Here is a 23,952-nt window from a genome sequence, read left to right as displayed (position 1 = left end):
ACAGTCCTTCTCCTGTCATCTTATGATTTCATTCGCTTCTTATAATCAAGCGGGCTTAATCCGTAGTGCTTTTTGAACAATTGAGAGAAGTACGTGACGTCTTCGTAGCCGACCTGATTGGCAATCGTGTAGATTTTCTCCGACGTTTCCATCAAAATATTACGTGCTTCCCGCATTCGAATCGATACCGTATAGGTGCCGATGGTCATTTCTGTTTCTTGCTTAAATAGGGTACACATGTACGTTTTGTTCATGGCAACGTGATCCGCAAGTTCCTGCAAGTTAATTTGCTCACCGAAGTGTAGATCAATGTATTGTTTCACTTTATCAATGACTTTCACCGATTGCTGATCACGAATCCCCCGCATCGTTTCCACCAGAAGATGAGAGCCTTCTTCCAGCCTTCTCACCGCGCAGAGACGGTAATAGCTCCGAACTGCTTGCAGGGAAAGTGTCGTATCACCTAAGCCCAAATCATTCCCTTCATCCAGCTCCAGCTGGAAGCGTTCGGATGACAGCTCTTCAATGATCGTTCGAAGCCACAAATTGCTCAATGGATTCAATAAGTTAAAGTTGCCTTCTACCCAACCTTCTAACAATTCCAACGTTTCTACGATGAGTAAAGGCAGTGTTTCTACATGCAAGGTTCGTATGTGTTCTAACCATTTATCTACCCATTGTTTATGATGGGGAAGCTTTCTCAGCATCAGCTGAGCTGCATCACGGTTGCGATCTTCCTCTAATCGTTCCTTGGCCTTATCAAGGGCACTGAACAGCAGCTCTTCATCAACTGGCTTCATAATGTAATCCAAGGCATGCAGTTGAATACTCATTTTGGCATATTGAAAATCATCATAACTCGAGACAACCACACATCGCATCCACGGGAATCGCTTATTAATTTCGCCTATTAACGTTAACCCATCCATCATCGGCATCCGGATGTCCGTAATGCATAAATCGGCATAATGTTCCTCCAGCCAATCCAATGCCTTAACGCCATTAGCAGCGGTTCCGGCAACGACGGTTGTTTGCTGATAAGCATCAATCGAAACTGACAGACTATCTCGAATTAAGGAAGAGTCGTCCACAAGAAGTACGCGTATCATCTATTATTCACTCCTTTACCTGATTTGGAAAAATAACACTTACCTGTGTGCCGCCTTTATCTGAAACGCGTTCTACCATAATCCCTGCATGTGCATGATGCGGATAGAATGTTTTGAGACGATAATGAACATTTAACATCCCGATCCTTAACAGCTGTAGGAATTCCTGTTCAGGTCTAACTTGACTCAGTGCCTCCCGAATTTCGCTTAACTTTCCAAGCGATATGCCAGACCCATCATCTACAATATCTACGCGAATGTAATCGTTCTCCCATTGATACGCGGAGATTCGAACTTGGAGGTTCTCCCCCGTCATTTCATAGCCATGTTTAATACAATTCTCTACAAACGGCTGAATGCATGCTTTTAAACATGCGGATTGTGCCACCTCGGGATCAATGTCAAAATGAAACGTTAACTCGTTCGGATACAAATTATCCATAATTTGAATGTAATCGCGAATATGGCGGATTTCCTCTTCTAGGGTAACTAAAGAATCCTTGTAATTCGATGTATATCGCAGCATGTTCGAAAGGGCTATGGTTGACTTTCGGATCTGTTGATGCCCAGCCAAATTGGCCATCGCATTGATCGATTCTAAAGCGTTATATAGAAAGTGGGAGTTGATTTGTGATTGCAGTGCTGATAACACCGCTTGCTGCTGAACCATTTTGGACTCCGCTAATAAATGAATCGAGGCGTCAATCCGATCCAGCAACAAATTATATGATTCGGCCAAATCCGCTACCTCGTCCGTCCCTTTCACATCCGGGCGAATATCGAATCGACCCAGTTTTGTCGTACTAATCGTCCTGCGCAGCAACTTAATTCGCTTGGTAATGGAGTGTGATACCAGGTACACTAATACAATTGCACTTAACAAGCTAAGCGAGGCGATTGCGATCGTCCAATTGCGAATTTCAATAATACGTTGTGCTAAGTCCTCATATGGCACGAAAACGATGACACGCCAATCCACTTTCGGAATCGATTGATACACAATCATCTGAGTATGATCCTGATTATACATGTAACCTGATGGATTTTTCTTCATAGCTTCCATCATGGGATGAGCCAATTTCGTATTGATCATATGCAGGTCTGGTGCAGAGATGACATTGCCTTCGGCAGTCGTAATTAAGGCCTGTCCATTGCGTCCCAGTTCAATTTCATTCAGAATCTGTTGCGTCGGCATCAAGGAAATATCTACGGCCAGATAGACTGGTTGATCACTATAATACAGCTTTTGAACATAGGTTAGAATCGGCAGTTGAATTTTTTGACCATTGCTATTCTTGTAATCCGCGCGAAGATTGACAAATGACTGAATTCTTCCCGTATCGGTTATCTTATCTTTCATATTCGAAGCAGCAAAGGAATACTCCGTTTCCAGAACGGCATCTCGTGTTTCATTTCGATATACAATCTGATTCCCATTCTCATTGTAGAGCACAATAGAAAGCGTTTCCTTATGAAAACTAATGTACGGATTAATAATTCGATTCTCCATATCCTTGAGTTTACTATAGTTCCTGTAAGTATCTCCTTGGTTAATTCGCGTCCAATCCTGAAAATCTTGACTTATGACCAGCGTTTGAAAAAATTGTTCATTATCATTGATATATCGCGTTAGATTCAACGTCGCCTGCTTCAAAATTTGATTACTAAATCGTTGTGCATCCGATTCGATCGCTCTAGCGCTTTTGTAATAGCTAAAGCTGCCAATCGTAACTACAACCAAGATGACGATGCACGAGATCATAAGAATGAGTTTCCACTGCAAGGAACTTCTAATATAGCTGAACAAATAATTCGCCTCCCTTGCCTTCTTAGCATGCATTATACACCTTGAACTGCATTTTGTTTAGCACTGAATGTTGCCAAAAAAAACTATCCAGCCACTGAACAGCAGACAGGCTGTTGGTGCTGGATAGTATCTTAGGAAACACAGAATTCTATTGTTTATTTCTCAAAATAACAATTGCTGCATCATTCGCACCAACATTTACCTTCACAGTTCCGTTCACATTCTGTGGACGGTTACCATACAAGCTCTCCTCCACATACCAGCCCGACTTTATCGCTAACGGAACTTCTCGATCTTCCGGTGAGTAGTTAATCAAGACTGCCACAGTTGTATTCAAATCCGCCGTGTGTTCCGTAAGCCCGATTTGCGGCTCCTTCACATGGAGAACACGTGCGTTCCGCGCTTCTTGGGAGATTGTTTCATACATTTTCCAGTACGGGAATTGGTCCGGATTGTAGCTGACTCCTGGCTGTTGTGACATCGCTAACTCGACTGGCAAGGCACAGAAGTACACGGTTCCTTTGCCATAGGTGGCTTTCGTCAGAACTGGATTACCATCCGCCTCTGCTGCCAAAACTTCAGCCCGATCGTTGCGGAAATCCAGCTTAAACGTGCTTGGTATTGTAAGCGGAATGTCACCGCTATCCCCTTGTAAGTAAGCAACCGCCTCACTTGCCCTGCGACGGCGATTCTGTACGGTAAGCCCCGTCAGCTCCGCAAAGTTGAGCATGTATCCGTCATTGGAGGACATATACAATGTCGCTCCTTCACGAACTTTATCCAACAGCTGCTCCCAACGCTGCTTCGCTACACCAAAGACGCCAGTTACACAAGGCAGCAAATAGAAGTTCGCATCCGGCAGTGGTTGATCTTCGAATCGGAAATCGATATCGAAACCGGCTTGCTTCGCTAATAGAAAGGAGCCAATTGCTGTTGCCCAATGATCCTGTGTGCTGTTGAGAATACATACCGCCTCGACGCTGCGCGCAGGCAGATTTTCTAACGGCATGGATTGAATGATTTTCTTCAGCCGTCCCATTTCTTGGAGAGCTGGCTTTACGCGCCCTTCCTCCGTCATGAGACCAAGCTCACCTTCACAAGCTACCCAATCATACGGTGCATGGTTCAGCTTTGTTTGATCATTCGCACACCACCACAACAAACCTGGGAGACCGTGTGCCCACTGCGAAAGCATGCTTGTACGTGCGAATGCCGCAGCGACCTCTTCGCTGCAAACCATCGGCCCCATCGTTCCCATTTCCTCTGCGAAGCAAGGCTTTTCCCCAATATGGGCGTACAATAAGCTTTCCATCGTGGCATGTATCGTTGGTCGCATCGAAGTTAATGGATCGAAATCCATGTAAGGTGTCCAGAACGGGTACGGATGCGTTGTCAAAATATCAGTGAGTTCACCTTGGTCCTGCATCGTCCAGTTTCCTTTGGGATACAGGCTGTGCATACCTGAAATAAGCGGACGCGTCGCATCCTTCGCCTTGATCGCATTCGCAATGGAAGCTGTCCACACATAAGCCTCTTCTTGAGAGGCAACCTTGCCCATTACGTTGCACTCGTTTCCGAGATCCCATGCAATGATCGAATCATTATGTTTCATATTTTTCACGAAATATTGAACGAAACGTACTTGCCAGCGGATCGCATCCGGATCGGTCAGAATCGCTTTGCCCCGGAGTGCAGGAGGTACGAATAATCGACCACTCATCCAGCCCGTGATTAATCCAACAATGAGTTTGATATCATATTTCTTGGCGATCTCGGTAAAGGCTTGGAAACGAGCCATCATTTCCACTGACATACCCGCTTTACCCGCTTCTGTATCTGGTAATCTTTCTTCACCGAACCGGTAGCCGAAATGCTGGCCCTCCCCTGTATACATATTCTCAATCGGCTGAAAATCTGGCCACAACGGGAATACACGAATAACCTCTATGCCCGCATCCGACAATCTGCGTAAATCGAGATCGACCTGCTCGGGATTCCAATCCGACCACATCGCGGTTCCTGCATGTGATGCCCAATAATTACAGCCTACAAAAAAAGTGCTTGGCAAATTTAATAGTTGATTCAAGATACGTTCCTCCTAGAAGTTACTGACTATAACGTATCTCAAGCGTACCTAAATTTAGACGCTTACACTATAATAAAAATACTAAAAAGTATAACGATTCTACTTTTTGTTATTCAGACTGATTGTGCCCGTTCCACTTTGAAATTAATTGGATTTCCTGCATCTATCTCCGGTTAAAATTAACTTTTCGGGAGTATAACTGGATTTCCTACATCTAATATTGCTCAAAATGTCCCGTTTGGCGAAATCGCGCTAAAATAAAGGGAGGAAATCCAGTTAGTTTGCGAAAAGACGTGATTTTGCATAAATTAGCTGCAGAAAATCCAGTTATTAGCTTAGCGCAACACGACACCAAGACTCCAAAACAAATAATGGCATTATAAACAGCCGAGCATCAAATGCTCGGCTTCTTCAAATCGTCTCACGTTAGTTACTTCACGAACTTGACCGCATCCGCGTTCACGTAGGTACCATTCGCATTGTCTGTCAACTCCACATACCCTGTGGTTCCTGCTAGAAAATGATACGTCCCCAAGGAGATCCATGATCCTCCAGGTATCGTTTGCTCATTAACCGAAAACAACTGTGATCCCCCATCATAATACACAGTAAATGGGGCATTCGTTGCTCGGCCGGTGTTCCCATCTGGGATTCGGTAGAAAACTTGATAATCTCCCGCCGTCACAATCGTAGGTCTCCAGCGGATTTTATCTGTACCCGTACCTGTTTTATTGTACACATAATCGGAACCATAATAGTTGGGTAATCCAGTCGAGGATATCCAAGTTCCTGTAAACTCCGCAGCAGTGTTATCAATGATGATTTCGCTTGGCGGCAAAGGTGTGTAGCCAAATTTGGCTTTAAATGTTTTCCCCTTCGCAGCATTTACATTAACGGATAGCTTTATCGTCGGGGATAACTGAGTAACCGAAACGCCAGGATCAACGGCGACAACACTTGCAGCACTTCGATTTAATTCGATGTTCATACTGCCCGTGTTCGCTTGTGTCGGGTCAGATACAGCCACTTCAATATCGTTTGCTGTCTCGCTCGTCATCACTGCTGACTTCTTATCACTTGAAACAAAATTTGTAGCACCTACCTGAATCCATGTCAATGCATCCGTCCAGAAATTCATGCCGACCACATTTAATGTCGTTTCTTTAACCGCTTGTGCGAAAGTAGAATTCTCCAAAATCGTAACGTTCGGACTGCTTGCATAACTGCTTACTTGCGTAGTTGTTTTATTCGGCAGCGTTACATAGGCATACATCCCATTCGTAGGATTAAGGCCATGATCAACCCACATGGTTAAATAGTTACTCGTTATATTGGTTGTCGGCGTCCCCGCTCGGCCATCGATATTACTCCATTTGCCTGTTCTTGCTTCACGCAGCCCTTTCACAGCAGCACCTGTTGGGAAATAATACCCGAGACTAGAACCAGATTCACTTCCTGCCAAATGAGCCCAATTCACACCCGTCATTGCTTCTGACCAGCCCAAGGCGGATGACTTCGCAGTGCCATTTACCGTAAATGCATTACTGCCGCTGCTATTTAATTTGCGATTTTCAATAATTGTCTCAATTGTTCGATTGTCCGTACTCGTAATGCCGGATCCTAATGCGACAATCTCGTCATCAAACATAAACCAGCTTTTCTTGGCCGTTAACGTGCTTCCGGAAGCATCCAATTCCATCCCGGAAATGCCGTAGCTGTCCAGAATAGACGTACCACCAACCCAATTCTTAGTACTCAAGGAATCATGCCCTGATGAATTGGCTTTCGTTACCGTATCCACCGTTGTACCTGGCAGCCGATACGGATTCACAGTTGGCCAGAAATCCGTATAGGCAGCAAGATCATTATTATATACATATGTCATGCCGTCCCCCAGATACCAGCCTTTCAAATTCTCTGAGTTAATGGATTCGTAGTTGTAGATCCGGTTGGATGACATGCTGATGCCATACCCAAAGCCAGGACGCAAATGGACGGAACGATCCATGCCAGGAAACTGATAATTGTTCACCAACGCTGTTCGTGATGTGGCATTCGCAACAATCTCTTTCCCCAACACGATGAAATTAATAGACGCATACGTAAAATAATCCCGAGATGTATCGCCTACGATCCAACTTTTCACCATACTCCGGAATGCTGCTGCATCTGCTGCAGGAGCGAATTGCGAGATGCGTGTAATGGCTCCAATTACCGCGCCGCCGCTATCATGGTCTTGATCATAGTGACGTGAGACATCTCTCCCTCTTGTCATATCCATCATGGCACCTTTATACATGAAGGGTTCGAAGGAATCGTATACCCAACTATACACATTTTTGATATCCACGTCGGTCACTGACCAGGAAGAACCATGTAGGACATAGATGAGATCCGCCATATCTTTTAATAACCCTAGGCCATATCCCCCGTTATACGGATGTTTACTATGCTGAATAAACGAACCATCTCTGTAAAACCCGTCTCCCGAAGTCACATAATTAAATACATTGCTAAGCCCATCTCGAGCACTGGCTATTTTGGCAGCGTTCTTGACAATGATACCGCGAACGCCAATGACCGTGCATTCCCAAACACGATTAGCCCCAGTTGATGTAATGGTTGGTTGAAAATGCTCAATAGCGTTCATATAATTGGTAATTTGCGTCGAAGTCAATTGAGCGTAGAGCAACACCACAATATCATTCAGCGCGAGCGGAGCCCCGATCTCCCAATCCCACCAGTTGGCTACGTTGGTTTTGGTTTCATTGTATCGATTGGTATACATCCAGTCCAACGCGATCCCGATATCTGTAAGTAGAATAGCGTCGTTCTGAAGGGTGGAACCGGTTGTTGCATAAGCTAGAGCCATTGTCTTTATGCGATTGTATCCCGTTGTAATTTGGCTCGTATTCGACGCATTGTTAAGATCGCTCCACAGATAAGTGCCTGGCGAATTGTCCATCGTGCTCCAATTCGAATTGGCTTCCGCCGTAAGTGCAACAATCTGAGCTGCAATATCGGGATCAAGCGGATTATAAGAGGTTCCACCCGTTAGTGTCACCTTCCACTTCTCCCGCAGGCTATCGAATTCATCCGCTGCTGAAGCCTGATTCACTACGAAAGCATTCATTGTGCAGAACAACAAAAGAGTCAGTGAGGCCATCATTCCTATCCACTTTATTTTGAATCTCATCATAAATCTCCTCCTTTTAATTTGGTTAAGATGGAAACGACTCCAGTATAGCAAGCGCTTTCATCGAAAAATATACAGTGATTCTGCGAAAATGTCCCAATTGTTGTGATTGGACGCTTTTGTCACAATCCTCTGCCCTTTTCCATCCCCGGCCATGCAAAAAGGACCATCAGGATGATTATCCTGACGGTCCTTTGGGCTATTCTCTGAATGTGATATTCAGCCATTCTATACATAGTTTGACCCATTTTGCATTATGATTATAGTTCATCGGATCCGGTAAAGGCTTCTTATATTTGAGCGCTGGTTCGTTGAAAAAATCCAGAAGCTCGGCGTCACTGACAGTTGGTTTCCCACTTGCTTCAGTCAATTCTTTAAGGGCTATTTGCCTGTACAACTGTGCGGAGTCCGAGTTTAGGTAGTCCTGGCCCCTCGTGTACCACGTTTCATCTGACGTTGAAGAGCCATGACCGATATAAGGAAAGATATGCAATTCAAAGGGTATTGTGTTCTTTCTTAACGCGGAGGCGAAGATCATGGCATTCTCTACTAACACGGTTAAGTCTTCTACTGTATGCCAGAGGAATACAGGCGGCGTGTGCGATCCCACACTATGCTCAAGGGAAACTTCTGCAAGTTGTTCCTGAGTCGCTTCCTCCCCCAGCAGATTAAAGAACGATCCCATATGCGCGAACTCCCCCGTCGTGATGACCGGATAGCCCAATATAACAGCATTTGGCTTGTTAGAGTACGCCTGGATACCTCTAACATCCTGCAGGAAATCCCTGTTCCAATGCACAGCCAAGCTCGCTGCAAGATGTCCGCCAGCAGAAAAGCCGCAAATGGCGATATGATCGGGATTGATGCGCCATTGCTCTGCATGTTCGCGGATAATAATCATCGCGCGGGATAGATCGCGTATTGGCTGCTTCTGTACCGGTTGCATGTTAGGTCTCATGCGAGTTGTATACGTTAGTACGAACGCCGACATGCCGGCCTCCAGAAACTTCATCGCCACGCCTTCTCCTTCCGCGGAGTTGCATCCTTTATATCCGCCTCCGGGAATAATCAGAACGGCAGGTTTCCGATTCAACCCATCAAGTATGTAGGTTGTCAATGTCGGCATGAACTCAGTTCCTGTGTCATACGTATATTCTTCTTTTGTCCAAAGGTTGATTCTCTCGTTACGCATTGGGTTAGCTCCTTTACGATCATGGTTGATTTGTTTATTGCCCTGCATGCAGGGATGCCGGCATCTCAATTCGAATTAACGTTCCTACTTCCGGTACGCTGAAGATCGATAGTCCATACTCTTGTCCGAAATACAAACCAATTCGCTCATGAACGTTCATGATTCCGATTCCGGTAAAGCGATGCTTACTGGGGGCTTTATGCCGCTCTGTAAATAAATTGCTGAGCCGCTCTGAATCCATGCCGAGCCCTGTATCCCTTATGGTAATAATGAGTTTATGCTTGACGCACTTTGTTCGGATACGGATTGTACCTGTCCGCTTGAGCGGTACCAAACCATGGAAGATGGCATTTTCCACAAGTGGTTGCAAAGTTAGCTTCAGCATCGTCGTATGGAGCGTTTCCGGCTCCGCATCTATCGTCATCGTGAATTTATCACCGTATCGCACTTTCTGTATGTACGCATACATGCGCAATCCTTCCAGTTCATCTGCTAAGGTGACAAACTCCGTACTCTTATCAAAGCTAAATGAAAGCAGCCCTACTAACGCCTTAATGGTTTCCCGGACTTCATCGATTTTGTGCTGCTTAGCCAAACTGCTAATGCAGGCGAGCGTGTTATATAGAAAGTGCGGGGCAATTTGACTTTGCAGCATTTTTAACTCAAATTGTTTTTTCCGACGTTCCGATTCCCTTGTCTCCTGGAGGAGATGATGAATTCGCTCCATCATTGCGTTATAACTAAGAACTAGGCGTCCAATCTCATCCTTGCCACTCCCCGAAATGCTGTGAAGCACTTCCATATCACGTACGCGGTCCATCTTAGCAACCAATGTGCGTACGGGGTGGGTCACATAACGGCTTATCATATACGTGCTAGATAGTACGATGAAAATCCAAAATACGCCGGCTGTTGTAAAGTTCGTATGAAGACTACGAATATGTTGATAAAAGAAACTATCTTTATAGAAGGCAATGAAATACCAGCCTAACTTATTCATACCTGATTTCACGGCTACCATGTTCCCTTGCGGACCCTCTATATCAGACACCCCTAGTGACAGCTCTGACATCTCATCGATAAATGCCGTATCCAATTCTGGCGGAAAAACGGAGATGTTATACGGCAGCATGCGATAAGAGCTGGGCAATGTACCCTCAAATGCTTGTACCACATTTCGTTTATTCGTAATGATGGAAAATGTTTGATTTTTGGTATTCATAAACTGAGACAACAAATTGGTTAATTGAATGAGATCGATTTCAACAACCGCCATCCCAATAAATGAACTCGTTGATGCGGATCTTAGAGGCATCGTGAACGCCACTGTTTTGCCTGACATGGGAGATTGATACGGCTCTGTGATAAACATGCCCTGTGTTTGCTTGGCTTGCTCAAGCAGCTGCTGGATATAAGGGTTGCCAATAATCTCAAAAGTCGTTTGTGAATTGGACATCACCTTGCCATCTTCACGAACTAAATACATGGATCGATACAGGGTACTGTTCATATTCGCATATTTGCGAAGGATCTCTGTCGCTTCATATTCCTTTGCTTCGGTTAGTAAATCCTCCCGTGTCGAGATCAGCATGAGGATGTTCTGCACATTGTCCAAGTATGCATTCATATAGAGATTCGTTCGGTCAATAATGATTTGCGCGTCAGAGACCACCTGCTTTCGAAACAAATCCTCTGCTTCTCGTAAATTAATCCATGTCAGCCCACCTAGTAGCAGCAGCGTACCCACGGACAGAAATAGAAAGTGTTTCGCAAGCATGCTCTGGCCACCAAACCACGACATCAGCTTTTTCATTTAAAATCAGCCCTCTTATACTCGTTTGGCGCTACGCCTGTCCAATTGCGAAAAAGCTGGGAGAAATAACGGTAGCTAGGAATTCCTACACGTTCTGCCACTTCGTACACTTTCAATTGAGTTGTCTGAAGAAGTTCCATCGCTTTCTCTATGCGCATTCTAGTGACATAATCATTGAAAGATTCTCCGGTTTCTTCACGAAACAATCGGCTAAAATAGGATGAGCTCAGACCCACTTCCTCAGAAATAGATGTCAACGTAATCGCCTCTTTAAGTCGCGCGAGGATGATTTTCTGAGCAAGTTGCACATCATTTCTGATCTTCCTGATTCCACTTGCTTCTGATTCTTGTTCCCTTATTAATAGTTCCAACAATTGAAGAAACGTCGGGGCCGCCTGAAGTTGAACCGTACATGCTTCGAATTCACTTGGCCTAAGCAATGAATGAACAGTAATCACTTTCTCACGTGTTCGTAGGATGAACGCTTTCAGCTTGTCTGGCTCGAAGCGGCTTCCAAGGGCCCACGGCTTTAAGGTTTCATGGAAAAATGCGACTAGCATCTCTTTATCTTTTCCCACGTCTATCCACTTGCTGATGATTTGATTGGTATCTGGCGAATCGTCTAGCCCTGCAAGTCCCGTTGCTGCCTGGTCCGCCGTTAATGAGGTTAGCGAACTATCATAAAATTTCATCGCTTCGGTGATCACACTTGAACGCAAAGAAGAAATGAGATCCTGAGGCTCTCTAACACATCCCCCTGTTACTGCCAATAGTCGAAACCCGGCGTGGGGATCCATCGACTGCATCTCTAACACCCGGTAAATCCCTCGCATGACTTGCTCCGCCTGTACAGAAGCTTCTAAGGCAGAATGCAGATTGCAGAACACGAAAGCAAAATCTTGATCACCAATCGGTGACCAATAGAAATTGGATGATTCTCTTTCCAGTCGCTCTAACTGTTTCTTAAGCTCATGCAGCAGATGGAACCGATCTCCCTCCTTTACTTCGACATGAAGTCTGACCGGGTAATAGGGAATGGCACGGCTCCAAGCCTCCCATAGCTGCGATAACTCTGCATCCTGTTCAGCTCCCCCCATCGCAATCGTGTTCAACAGCTGCGAAATATCACGACGCTTCCGTTCGCGTTCGTAGCTTTGAAGATCACTTTCTCGTCTTATAGCCCCTCTAGCCTTGTCCACTGCTGCCTTCATTTCTTCTTCTTCAAAGGTCAGCTTAAGCACATATTCTAAAGCCCCAAGCTTGAGTGCTTGTTGTGCGTATTGAAAGTCACTATGTGACGTAAGCAACACAAACTGAATGGATGGGAAGCTTTGCTTTACTTGTCGCAATAGCTCCATCCCATCCATAATCGGCATAATGATATCCGTGATGACGAGATCCGGCTTCAGCTCTTCACAAAGCAGCAAAGCTTCTTCACCATTCTCTGCTTCTCCCACCAATTCGGCTCCGAACAAATGCCAAGGCATGGATCTGAGCTCCTGCCTTAACGGTAGTTCATCATCTACGATCAAAACCCTTATCGGTGTATTAGGCATCTAGCAACCACCTGTCATTGAAGTCATTTAAACTAGGTATTTATCCGCTGGAATGGGAACTCCGCCTCGAGGACGTTCAACACCTTGATAGCTAGCTGGCAAATGAGGATCTCCTGAAATGTAAGCAGGAAGCTTCGGATAAGGGTAAATAGGTCTCTGGAAGCTCATGCCATTTGGAGCAAAACCATCGATAAACGCGGTTGCAATAAGTGTATCCGGTGCTTTGCCGTGCTCAACCCAGTCAACCATTGCGGCTAAAATGTCATATTCGCTATTTGTGGGTAAACTGGAGACGCCTCGGAACCCGATCTCATTCAACCCCGGTCCACCTCCGCAATGACCCATTCCTGGCACAAGGAATAACCGGAAGAAATCTTGGGTTTGATCCAGGCTGCCCTGATGTTCAATCACTCGCTCATAATAGTGGAGTGCATCTTGATACGGTACAAGCGGATCCGCCATTCCAGTGTACAACAAGATTTTGCCACCTAGCGCTTTCATCTCGCTGACATCGGGATTATTCGCATTAAGAATCGGCGCCAATCGCTCATTCAACGTATCCAAATCCTGATCAAAATCAAATGTGGAGTAATCAAAATCCGCACCAAATACCCAATGAAATGGATATAACAACGATGATGGTAACTGTTCAGGATCTTGTTGAAGATCTAGTCCTCCTCCACAATTCTCACTCCCAAATGGAAGTGGCGTATAGATACGTTCGCCTGTTCGTGGATTAGTTGGTCCCGCATAAATCAGCTTCAATGCGGAGATCTGTTCGTCGGTGAGGCCAATCCCGTCATCGTCAACCTGTGAAGCCGCCAACGTCTCTGGCTCGAATTGCAGAACCCTTGGGTCAGTAAAGAAGTTATCACCTTGGAGAACGCCGCCGTTTTCCCCCCGTCCATGTTCGACAACTTTACGTGTTATGGATGCAATTTGTTCTTTTGAAAAGTGTGCGTCTGTTGCTTGATTCGTTGCTTTAAAATTCCACAAAAATCCAGTATGCAAGTGAGTGCGATTGTTCGCTGGCGCCCCAGCAATGATGCCGTGATAATCAGACGGATAGCGCTGTGCTTCCATTAAAGCTTGTTGCCCACCCGTTGAACAACCCATGAAATAAGCATAGCTGGCTGATCTTTTGTAAAATAATTGGATGAGCGATTTCGCCGCTACCGTCATCTCATGTGTTGCACGATAACCGAAATCTACCCATCGTTCAGGATGTCCAATCGCCTCGAAGGCATTTGGCGAAGTGCCCATATCCGTATTCGCTGTGGCATATCCTCGCCGCACGCCAAGTGCAAGTGGGTTGTAGCTAATATAACCTGCACTACCTCCATTGCCTGTGCCGAGGAATCTGCCATTCCAATCTTGTGGCAGCCAAAGCTCCACGCGAATGTTAGACTCTGAGGTTGGCTTGAGCTGGAGGCAAACTCGGCAAAATGCTGGTAAGTCCGTAAAGATTCTGCCGTCCTCTAAGGTGAGACTTCCTTCTGGCACCATTTGAACACCCGTAATCGTACAACCTGGTATATCAACATTCTCAAATATTCCGTCCAAAACGACTTCCTCCTCCTACAGATGTCCATTACAACTACATCAATGACATCTGATTTCAAAAATTCTAGCATGATCCAGTCCATTCGTGCTCAAGACTTCCACTCGAAGCTTACTTACTTGTTCTACCCCTGCATGGCTTGTTACTTGTCGTTGGTAATTACCCTGAATCTCCATCACTTGACGAGCGCCCTCGTCCGGATTCGCAGAATAAGCAAGGACGCGGAAATCCTTCAACGTTTCCGGCTGCGGCCCCCATTCATTTCTCTTATGCAGCTGATCTTCTTGCGTCAGGGTTAGTCTTCGGTGCATGCCTGTATCCAGCACGATGGTGATCTCCTTTAAGGAAATCGGTGTTTCCCAAGTAAGCTCAATCCAAGGTTCTTGATCATCAGGACACGACATCCACCTGTGGGAACCAGGAACGACGAGGTCTAGTCTGACACCATTGGTACCATGCATCGCACGTGTATAGCCATCGATTACATTCGATGCTCGGCCTTCTGGTTGCTCGGAAGAGGCCAGAACTGTCGCTTGGCTAGATAAGTTATCGTTCGCGGGAATACCAGGAAGAAATGCATCCTGCCTGATAAGCCGTTGTTGTGTTTTCCGAATTAATTCTTGATTCTTATACGCCATCTCAAGTGAAATCCCTGCTTGATTGGCCAAAGCGGCGAAAGTTCCAGCACCTTGCCCCATTACACCACAGGTAGCCATGACTCTCGTGCTGGAAAAAGCAATATGTGTCGCGGAAATATTGCGTCCAACAAACATTAAATTGTCCACATTCGCACTGACCAATGCCCTCAGTGGGATACCATATACGTTGTTTGTATGCGGTTGATGGCAGGGATCCATTTCTTTGGCATCAATTCCCTGTGGTGGATGGGTATCCATGGGCCATCCACCATATGCGATGACATCTTCAAAATGAACCGCTTCCTCTAAATCTCTCTGTGACAACACGTGCTTACCGATGAATCGCCGAGATTCACGCTTGCCAGGTACAAAGCCGAACCAATCCAGCGCCCAGTTCTCAGACTCTGGATGATGGCCACTATTTTTGATATGATCCCACACGCCCATCATAATAGCCAGTAATTCATCGCGAATGAATTCGTTATCGGAGATCGTATCCAATAATCCGCCAAACTCCACCCACCAATACCCATATTCCCAAGACGCATGACTGCGATATTTCAAATCTTCTTCGGAATATCGTTTCGCCCACACAGGGGGGATGAAGGACATCGGTTTCCCCATATTTCGTGCCGTAAATAATAGCGAAGAACCGAGCCGATACGTATCGGCTACTGTTCCAGCGAATGACTCATCATATTGTGCCGAAGACTCACGCCCTGTCGTGAATTGCGCTCCTGCTTCTTTACCAAGACGTCCGTCTCCCGTACAATCCATGAAAATGTTCGCATAAATTTCGAAGCTGTGCTCCGTACTTTCCCTCGTTGCCCAAGCTGATATAATGCGATTCCCATCCATCCGCACACCAATTATGGCCGTATTCAGCATCAGTGTCAGGTTCGGCTCCGCTCTGCACTTTTCATATAAAAGGAGATCCAGCATCGAGGCGCTTCGCTGTGGATTGCGAACGGCGCACTCCAGAAGAATTTCTTCGAGGATGCCGCCTTCTCTAGCTTCAGTTTCCAAGGCTGTCCCCCGTTTGGAATGCGCCGCCCCGACAATATGCATACGGATTTCGGAAGAGGCATTGCCTCCCAGAACCGAGCGATCCTGACAAAGTGTCACCTTCGCACCATTCCTCGCAGCCGCAATGGCAGCTACAACACCTGAAACGCCACCTCCAGCTATCAGGATATCTGTATGAACCTGTTGTTTCTTGCTATCTCCACTCATCATCGCTAATCTCCTCCACGATCCGTTAATTTAGAATGACAGAAAGAGATGAAGCCAGAAGCCCCTTCATCTCTTTTCAACCTTTTTCTACCTACTTCACGTATCCAAGCTCTTTCACTTTTTGCTCAGATGCTTCTAAGAATGCTTTGTAATTCATGGAACCCTCCAATGTTTTGAGGAAGTTATCATATTCAGTGAGAGGTCGTTTCCCATAGATGAATTTGGAGAACTCTTCTTCGACATACCGATTCGCATCAGCAGCGTTAAAGCCACTTGGGAAGTCAATAAATCCATTCACCGCTTGAAGTCGTGGCTGTTTATTGGCAAAGTCAATTAACTTTATTTGTGGAGCAAATTTCACGGACAAATATTCCATCTCTGGACGGCCGGTAAATTGGTACAGCCAGAAATAAGCACCTTCTTTGGCCATTAAATCCGTTGGAACCACTTTTTCCCCTTCGAGATTAAAATGTTTTCCTTTTACGCCGTATTGCACTAACTTGGATCCATCCTTCGAAGATACATAGTTCAACAAATCGAATACCTTTTGGAGCTTTTCTGGGGATTTCTCCAATGATTTCGGAAGCGCATACAATCCTGCGGGATTACCTATATCCCAAGATGCCGTGAATTTGCCGCCAGGACCTTGCAACGCATCGATTTGTACCCAGTTCACATTGGGATTGATCGCTTTCATCTGTTCAACGTTCTGAGCAGTTGTCATATCCGACCAAGCTGTGTAAAAGATGCCCGCTTGTCCTTTGATCGCCTTTTGCATAGCCTGCGTTTGCGACGTAGCCATGAGTTCTGGATCAACGACGCCAGCAGCAATCATAGTCTTGATTGAAGTAAGGGCATCTTTCATACCTGGCGCATAGAGAGAATTCACCACTTTATTATCTTTTACATAGATAGCTGGTACCTGACTGCCATCCATAAGCCCCACGCCATAAGCACCGAAGAACGTGTTAAACGCATTCAGTTTCGCTCCTGTGATGCCGAATGTATCCTTCTTCCCGTTGCCATCCGGATCCTTCTCCGTAAACGCTTTCGCAACTTCGAGCATTTCCTCTGGCGTAGTAGGCAACTTAAGGTTTAATTTATCAAGCCAATCCTTGCGAATCCAGAACGACGTTTTGGAAGCCGTAGGTGCTTTGGCGATGGCTAATGTTTTGCCATTCAACATCCCTTGCTTAAAGCTAGCCTCACCGATGAAGTCTTTTGCAGGCTTAAGTTTATCTAAATACGGCGTCAAATCAAGAAGAAGTCCTTGGTCTGATAATTGCTTTAACTGTACTCGGTCTACGGCAAATAAGTCCGGGAAATTCGCTGAAGCCATGCGCACATTTAATTGATTCTTGTAATCATCAGGAGACGCATAAACGGTCAGGTTAATTTCTGTATGTAACGTTTTATCCAGTTCCTGCTTAATGATATCTTGATCTGGGGTTGGAAGCCCGGTTCCCGTTTCAATGATATCCAGTTTAACTGGCTTCGCATTGGCTGCTGGCGTGCTGCTTGCTGCCGCTTTATCCCCAGTCTTTTCCGTAACTTTCTCAACCGCAGGCGAACCTCCACAACCAGCAATCAGCATAGCTCCCGTTAACGTCATTGCCAGCATCGGTGCATATAAGTTCTTTTTCATAGAAACCCCTTCTTCCTCTCGTATAGTATACATTTTTTTGGAACTATATTGTTACCGCGACCAAAGGTTTTAGCCCTCATCAACACCTCTGAATTTCCTTTGGCCATGCGGGATCAACCTTTGACAGCGCCTAGCAGCATTCCTTTTGTGAAATGTTTTTGAATAAACGGATACACGAGAATGATTGGCAAACTCGCGGTAATGACAGCTGCCATTTGCATCGTTTCGGTAGGCAGTACGTTCTCAGCATTTTCCAATAGCGGCAGCTGTGTCATCATAAGAACTTCGCGAATCACGACTTGTAAGGGATATAAGTTACGGTCCGTCACGTACATAATCGCTTGGAAGAACTCATTCCAATGTCCAACCATATAGAACAGCCCGACTGTGAGCATGGACGGCACCGCAAGTGGCAATACAATTTGCCATAGAATTCGAAATTCCTTGGCACCGTCCATTCGGGCGGATTCAAATAACTCTTCAGGAATGTTCTCAAAAAAACTTTTCATAATAAGCACATTAAAACTCCATACGGCATTCGGTAAAATCATCGACCAGACGGAATTGAGCAATCCCAAATTTTTCACAATTAAATAAGTCGGGATTAAGCCTCCACTGAATAGCATCGTGAACACAATCATCAGGAGGAAAAACCCTCTACCTGGGAGATTGCGACGGCTAAGCGGATAAGCCATCAGCGATGTCAACACTAGATTTACTACGGTTCCGACAACGGTAATGAAGATCGTGATCCAAAAAGCACGTGGGATGTTCGTTGTGGTAAATAGCTCATAATACGCATGGAATGTGATTGCTTTCGGAAGTAAGATAAAACCTCCATGCTTAAGTACTTCGGAAAATGGCGTAATGGAAACGGATAGCACATACATCAGTGGAAGAATCGCTGCTAAGGATGTAAGGCCGAGAATGAAAATAACGATTATGTTGACGATGCGATCTTCCCAACTTCTTACCATGCGCTCTCCCCCCACTTCTTCGATAATTGATTGGATCCAAGCACAAGTACTAAGCCAATGATTGATTTAAACAAGCCGACAGCCGCAGCCAAACTGAAGTTGAGCTGTTGAAGACCTGTACGGAATACCCAAGTATCCAAAATATCAGCTACTTGATAGACTTGAATGTTATAAAGGATATAAATTTGATCGAATCCGGCATCCATGATATGCCCTAGCTTCAGTATCAGCAAAAGCACGATAACATTTCGAATGCCAGGCAGTGTAATATGCCACATCATGCGAAGCCGACTGCCACCGTCCACGCGGACTGCCTCATATAAGGTTGGATCGATCGCGGCCATCGCTGCCAGATAAATGATAGCCCCCCAACCAAGATCTTTCCATACTTCCGAAGCGACCAGAATTGTTCTAAAATGATCGATCGAAGTCATGAATCCAATTGATTGGCCGCCTCCTTCGACGAGCCAACGGTTAACGATACCGGAGGTTTGTGACAAAAGGGTGTTCAGTATGCCATAGATAATAACCCACGATAAGAAATGCGGCATATAGGTCATTGTTTGTACGATCGTTTTGAACCAGCGCAGCCTGCATTCATTGAGCAGCAGGGCCATGATAATGGGTGGAGCAATCCCGAAAACCAGCTTATATACGCTGATCAATAGGGTGTTGACCATCAGCTGTCCAAAATAAGGGGAGTCAAAAAACTGTTGAAAATGTTTATACCAGGGATCCGCCCAGTGACTCCCGACGATGCCGTCTAGCATTTGAAAATCTTTGAATGCTATGATGATTCCGTACATGGGTATGTATTTGAACACAATGTAAAAGATCACGCCTGGCAAGAGCATCAGATAAAATGCGCGAAAACTCCAAACCTGTGTGATTTTAAGCTTTAGCTTCGATCCCCTTGCCCTGCTTCCGACCTCAGGCACCCGCTGCTGAACCGTTATCTGCTTATCCATGAGACCACCTCTTTTTCGTTTAATTCATCGCTTCGTAACGGGTTGATCTCAGTATAGCAAGCGCTTTCTTCGGAAAATATACAGTAATCCCGCGATAATGTTCGAATTCTTGCAGGCGGCATCTCAAGCTTATTCAGCCTTTGTGCTCCTTCTTCAAAAACAAACGCCGCCAGCTCCATCAATAGGGAACTAGCGGCGTATTAATTTCATTTCGGACGGGCAGCGACCCCTGCTAAGAAGCTGAGCATAAACTGTACCGCTAGACGCGAGGTCACATTGCGCACATCAACGGTCGGATCGATGCAGACAAAGTCCAGTCCCTGCACCTGCGGCAGCGATCCTAGTCGGTAGAGGGCATCCAGCGCATCCCACGGATTCATCCCGCCTGTACCGATTGCCGGACATCCCGGTGCATAGGCTTGGTCGATCACATCCACATCGAAACTTACATACAGCACATCCGTGCCTGCCCCCACAAGATGAAGCGCTTGGTCGAGAACAGCATCGATGCCCATCCTACGTATATCACGTGATGTATACACATGTACGCCTTTGCTCTTCACGTAGTCATGATACGGCTTGGCATTCATAAAACCCCGGATACCAATTTGTACGATGTGATGTCCCTCTACCACACCTGATTCGAGGATGCCGCGGAACGGCGTACCGTTGGTCACGCCACCGTCCTCAAAATTACGAACATCATGATGGGCATCAAAATGAAGAATACCCACCTTTTGGCCAGGATGGCGGTCCACGAAGGCTTTGATCGACGGGCAGCTCGTCGAATGATCGCCACCGAAAATGATTGGAATCAAATCCCGTTGAACCTTGTAAAGCGAACGCAAGCTTGCCTCGATGCGGCGGTGACATTCCGCGATATCCGTCACATGCATGTGGATATCGCCGAGGTCGCGAACAGCTAAGTCTTGCAGATCAACACCATATTCCATCGAGTAGGTAGTAAACGACTTGAACGCGGCACGCACAGCTGCCGGCGTCGTCGAAGCGCCTGAGTGCGAGATCGACGACTTCGACAGCGGGATGCCGATGATCCCTGCAAGCAATAGCTCTTGACCGTCCCATTGGCGAATCCAATGGGCAACCTTAGTTTCCAGATGATCTCTGAATACAGCTTGATCAGGTGGTTTTAGAAAGGGAATCTCATGGCTCATCGTGCCCCTCCTTCTTGCATGCTTCATCTGTCACAAGGGCACGGTTCCATACGATCACATTCCCATTTTTAATAACTGCAAATGTGTGGTTAATCCCGAAATGGTACGGCAGATACGCGAGATTCGGAGCGTCAAATATCGCTAAATCCGCACGCTTCCCCACCGCGATCGAACCGATTTCGCCTCCTCGTCCCAGCGCATTCGCCGCGTTGATCGTACAAGCAGTCAGAATCTCCTCCGGCGTCATCTTCAAATTCAGCGACGCCAGCATCATGATGAGCTGGATTGACTCGGTCGGACAGGAGCCCGGATTATAGTCTGTTGCGAGTGCCACCGGCAGTGCATACGTGTCGATCATAGCGCGTGCACGCGCATGTTTGGCCAATCCGAGGTTGAACGAAGTGCCTGGCAAGAGCACCGGAATCACGCCGTGTTCCGCCATTGCAGCCAAGCCTTTATCCGTTGCAGCGAGCAAATGTTCAGCGGATATCGCACCGATTTCGCCCGCCAATTCCGCTCCGCCAAGAGGTTCGATCTCATCCGCATGGATTTTCGAAATCAAACCACACGCCATGCCTTTCAACAGAATCCGACGTGATTGTTCGATAGAAAATACCCCCTGCTCACAAAACACGTCGCAAAATTCCGCAAGCCCCTCTTCGGCCACCTTGGGAATCAGCTCATTAACGATGAGATCTACGTATGCCTCGGCACGCCCTTTATACGCCAGGGGCACCGCATGTGCCCCCATAAACGTTGAGACAATATCGAGCGGATGGGTTTCGTTTAAACGTTTCGCCACACGTAATTGCTTCAACTCAGCTTCTAGTGAAAGACCGTAGCCGCTTTTCGCCTCAACCGTCGTCACACCGTTCAACAGCATTCCGTTTAAACTCCCACGCGCCTTATCATAGAGTTCCTGCTCACTGGCTGCGCGTGTACTTTGCACCGTATTAAGTATGCCTCCACCCTGCGCCAAAATGTCCAAGTACGAAACGCCTGACCGCTTCATCACCAGCTCATGCTCACGCGAACCGCCATGAACGAGATGGGTGTGCGGATCGATCAGCCCAGGTGTGACCAGGCGTCCGCCAACGTCAATGGTCTCTACAATTTCTACGTTTGCTAGGAGGCTAATGACATCTTGAGCTGTGCCAAACGCGACGATCTTCCCAGCGCGAATAGCTACCATTGCATCCATAATCTCATGAACTTCCCTCATTTGTTGCCCGCAGCGAGGAACATTCCCAGGTGGAGTAACCAAACGTCCAATCCCAGTAACAAGCAAATCAATCCGTTCCATCTCCTCACTCCTCCTTCAATGTCCCTGTTCACGTATCGGTATGCGAATACCGTGCTTCTCCGCCGTTTCAATGGCCTCGTCGTAGCCCGCATCCACATGGCGGATTACCCCCATACCGGGGTCAGAGGTAAGCACACTTCGGAGACGCTCATCTGCTGAATCCGTGCCATCCGCAACCACAACCATCCCTGCGTGCAGCGAGTAGCCCATTCCTACGCCACCGCCATGATGGATAGAAACCCAAGATGCGCCTGCTGATGTGTTGATCAGTGCATTCAGAATGGCCCAGTCGCCAACGGCATCGGAACCGTCTTTCATCGCTTCCGTTTCACGGTTAGGCGATGCTACGGAGCCACAATCTAAATGATCGCGGCCGATCACAATCGGTGCCTTCAACTCCCCATTCCTTACCATTTCGTTCAATGCCAGACCGAATTTTTCGCGCTCTCCATAGCCGAGCCAGCAAATTCGCGCCGGGAGACCTTGGAACGCGACACGCTCACTTGCCATCGTAATCCAACGGTGCAGGCGTTCATTGTCTGGGAACAATTTCACCACAAGTTCGTCTGTTTTGCGAATGTCTGCTGGATCGCCGGATAGTGCGACCCAGCGGAAAGGTCCTTTGCCTTCGCAAAATAGCGGCCTAATATAGGCTGGAACGAAGCCAGGGAAATCGAAAGCATTTGCCACCCCTTGGTCGAAGGCGACTTGACGAATATTGTTGCCGTAATCAAATACGACGGCCCCCATTTGCTGCAGATCGAGCATGGCTTGCACATGGATAGCTATGCTGCTTTTTGAAAACTTCACGTATTGCACAGGATCCGTCTCGCGAAGCAGCGCTGCTTCGACCATCGTAAAGCCAACCGGGATATAGCCGATCAGCGGATCATGAGCCGATGTTTGGTCCGTGACGAAATGCGGCTTGATGCCGCGACGCACGAATTCGGGAAATATCTCTGCTGCGTTACCCAGCAGACCAATGGCTAGCGCCTTGTTCTCTTCCATGGCTTTACTTGCCAGCAGCAATGCTTCATCCAGCGTTTCCGCTAGCACATCACAGTACCGGGTTTGGATTCGGCGCTCAATCCGTGTTCGGTCAACTTCAACTGCAATGACGACCCCTTCATTCATGGTGACAGCTAACGGCTGGGCACCACCCATCCCGCCAAGACCGGCGGTCAACGTCAACGTACCTTTGAGCGAACCCCCTGTATGTTGGCGAGCCGCTTCGGCAAAGGTTTCATACGTACCTTGTAGAATTCCCTGCGTTCCGATGTAAATCCAGCTGCCCGCGGTCATTTGTCCGTACATCATCAGACCCTTTTGCTCCAACTCACGAAAATGCTCCCAATTCGCCCATTTAGGCACGAGAACTGAGTTGGACAGCAGTACACGCGGCGCACGTTCATGGGTTTTGAAAACGCCAACCGGTTTACCGGATTGGATCAGCAGCGTTTCATCGCTTTCCAGACGCTGCAATTCGCGAACGATTGCATCGAAAGAAGGCCAATTGCGAGCCGCTTTGCCAATACCGCCGTACACGACAAGATCTTCCGGACGTTCTGCGACTTCCGGGTCAAGATTGTTCATCAGCATGCGCATAGCAGCTTCCTGTACCCAGCCTTTGCAGGATAGCTCTGTGCCGCGAGGGGCGCGAATTACTCTTGTTTGAGGATTGGAATTCATCATA

Annotated in this window: 15 protein-coding genes; all 15 read right to left on the bottom strand. The window is 46.8% G+C overall.

The annotated features are described in order from the left end of the window. Nucleotides 1–20: 20 nt before the first annotated feature. Nucleotides 21–1,109 (bottom strand): response regulator, encoded by a 1,089-nt coding sequence (locus HQN88_RS07115; protein WP_173109559.1) that lies wholly within the window; start codon nucleotides 1,107–1,109, stop codon nucleotides 21–23. A 7-nt stretch (nucleotides 1,110–1,116) separates the two neighbouring features. After that, on the bottom strand, nucleotides 1,117–2,916 hold the full coding sequence (locus HQN88_RS07110) for a sensor histidine kinase (RefSeq protein ID WP_173109558.1): 1,800 nt from the start codon (nucleotides 2,914–2,916) through the stop codon (nucleotides 1,117–1,119). A 148-nt stretch (nucleotides 2,917–3,064) separates the two neighbouring features. Then, nucleotides 3,065–5,002, bottom strand: a complete 1,938-nt coding sequence (locus HQN88_RS07105; protein ID WP_246320107.1) for a glycoside hydrolase 5 family protein — start codon at nucleotides 5,000–5,002, stop codon at nucleotides 3,065–3,067. A 430-nt stretch (nucleotides 5,003–5,432) separates the two neighbouring features. After that, nucleotides 5,433–8,201, bottom strand: coding sequence for a polysaccharide lyase family 8 super-sandwich domain-containing protein (locus HQN88_RS07100; protein WP_173109557.1), 2,769 nt, complete (start codon nucleotides 8,199–8,201; stop codon nucleotides 5,433–5,435). Between the two features lie 196 nt (nucleotides 8,202–8,397). Next, the gene (locus HQN88_RS07095) at nucleotides 8,398–9,390 is read right to left on the bottom strand and encodes an alpha/beta hydrolase (RefSeq protein WP_173109556.1); all 993 of its coding nucleotides are present in this window, start codon (nucleotides 9,388–9,390) and stop codon (nucleotides 8,398–8,400) included. A 34-nt stretch (nucleotides 9,391–9,424) separates the two neighbouring features. After that, entirely contained in the window at nucleotides 9,425–11,203 is a 1,779-nt protein-coding gene (locus HQN88_RS07090) for a sensor histidine kinase (RefSeq protein ID WP_173109555.1), read from the bottom strand. Beyond that, on the bottom strand, nucleotides 11,200–12,759 hold the full coding sequence (locus HQN88_RS07085) for a response regulator transcription factor (protein WP_173109554.1): 1,560 nt from the start codon (nucleotides 12,757–12,759) through the stop codon (nucleotides 11,200–11,202). The genes HQN88_RS07090 and HQN88_RS07085 overlap by 4 nt, the downstream gene beginning before the upstream one ends. Before the next feature lie 27 nt (nucleotides 12,760–12,786). After that, on the bottom strand, nucleotides 12,787–14,322 hold the full coding sequence (locus HQN88_RS07080) for a tannase/feruloyl esterase family alpha/beta hydrolase (RefSeq protein WP_173109553.1): 1,536 nt from the start codon (nucleotides 14,320–14,322) through the stop codon (nucleotides 12,787–12,789). A gap of 39 nt (nucleotides 14,323–14,361) precedes the next feature. After that, nucleotides 14,362–16,194, bottom strand: a complete 1,833-nt coding sequence (locus HQN88_RS07075; RefSeq protein ID WP_216855654.1) for an FAD-dependent oxidoreductase — start codon at nucleotides 16,192–16,194, stop codon at nucleotides 14,362–14,364. An 88-nt stretch (nucleotides 16,195–16,282) separates the two neighbouring features. Further along, a complete protein-coding gene (locus HQN88_RS07070; RefSeq protein WP_246320106.1) occupies nucleotides 16,283–17,836 on the bottom strand; it encodes an extracellular solute-binding protein in 1,554 nt (517 codons plus the stop codon). A gap of 113 nt (nucleotides 17,837–17,949) precedes the next feature. After that, a complete protein-coding gene (locus HQN88_RS07065; protein WP_173109551.1) occupies nucleotides 17,950–18,813 on the bottom strand; it encodes a carbohydrate ABC transporter permease in 864 nt (287 codons plus the stop codon). Further along, a complete protein-coding gene (locus HQN88_RS07060; RefSeq protein ID WP_173109550.1) occupies nucleotides 18,807–19,781 on the bottom strand; it encodes an ABC transporter permease in 975 nt (324 codons plus the stop codon). The genes HQN88_RS07065 and HQN88_RS07060 overlap by 7 nt, the downstream gene beginning before the upstream one ends. 206 nt (nucleotides 19,782–19,987) lie before the next feature. Then, nucleotides 19,988–20,983, bottom strand: a complete 996-nt coding sequence (gene hutG / locus HQN88_RS07055) for a formimidoylglutamase (RefSeq protein WP_246320105.1) — start codon at nucleotides 20,981–20,983, stop codon at nucleotides 19,988–19,990. Continuing rightward, on the bottom strand, nucleotides 20,946–22,259 hold the full coding sequence (gene hutI / locus HQN88_RS07050) for an imidazolonepropionase (protein ID WP_173109549.1): 1,314 nt from the start codon (nucleotides 22,257–22,259) through the stop codon (nucleotides 20,946–20,948). Before hutI ends, hutG begins: the two co-directional genes overlap by 38 nt. 15 nt (nucleotides 22,260–22,274) lie before the next feature. Beyond that, nucleotides 22,275–23,951 (bottom strand): urocanate hydratase, encoded by a 1,677-nt coding sequence (gene hutU, locus HQN88_RS07045; RefSeq protein ID WP_246320104.1) that lies wholly within the window; start codon nucleotides 23,949–23,951, stop codon nucleotides 22,275–22,277. Nucleotide 23,952 lies beyond the last annotated feature (1 nt).

Origin of the sequence: Paenibacillus qinlingensis (assembly GCF_013204845.1) — a bacterium.
Classification (GTDB): Bacteria; Bacillota; Bacilli; order Paenibacillales; family NBRC-103111; genus Paenibacillus_E; species Paenibacillus_E qinlingensis.
The sequence above is the reverse complement of the archived record's forward strand: the minus strand, read 5'-3'. Positions and strand labels throughout refer to the sequence as shown.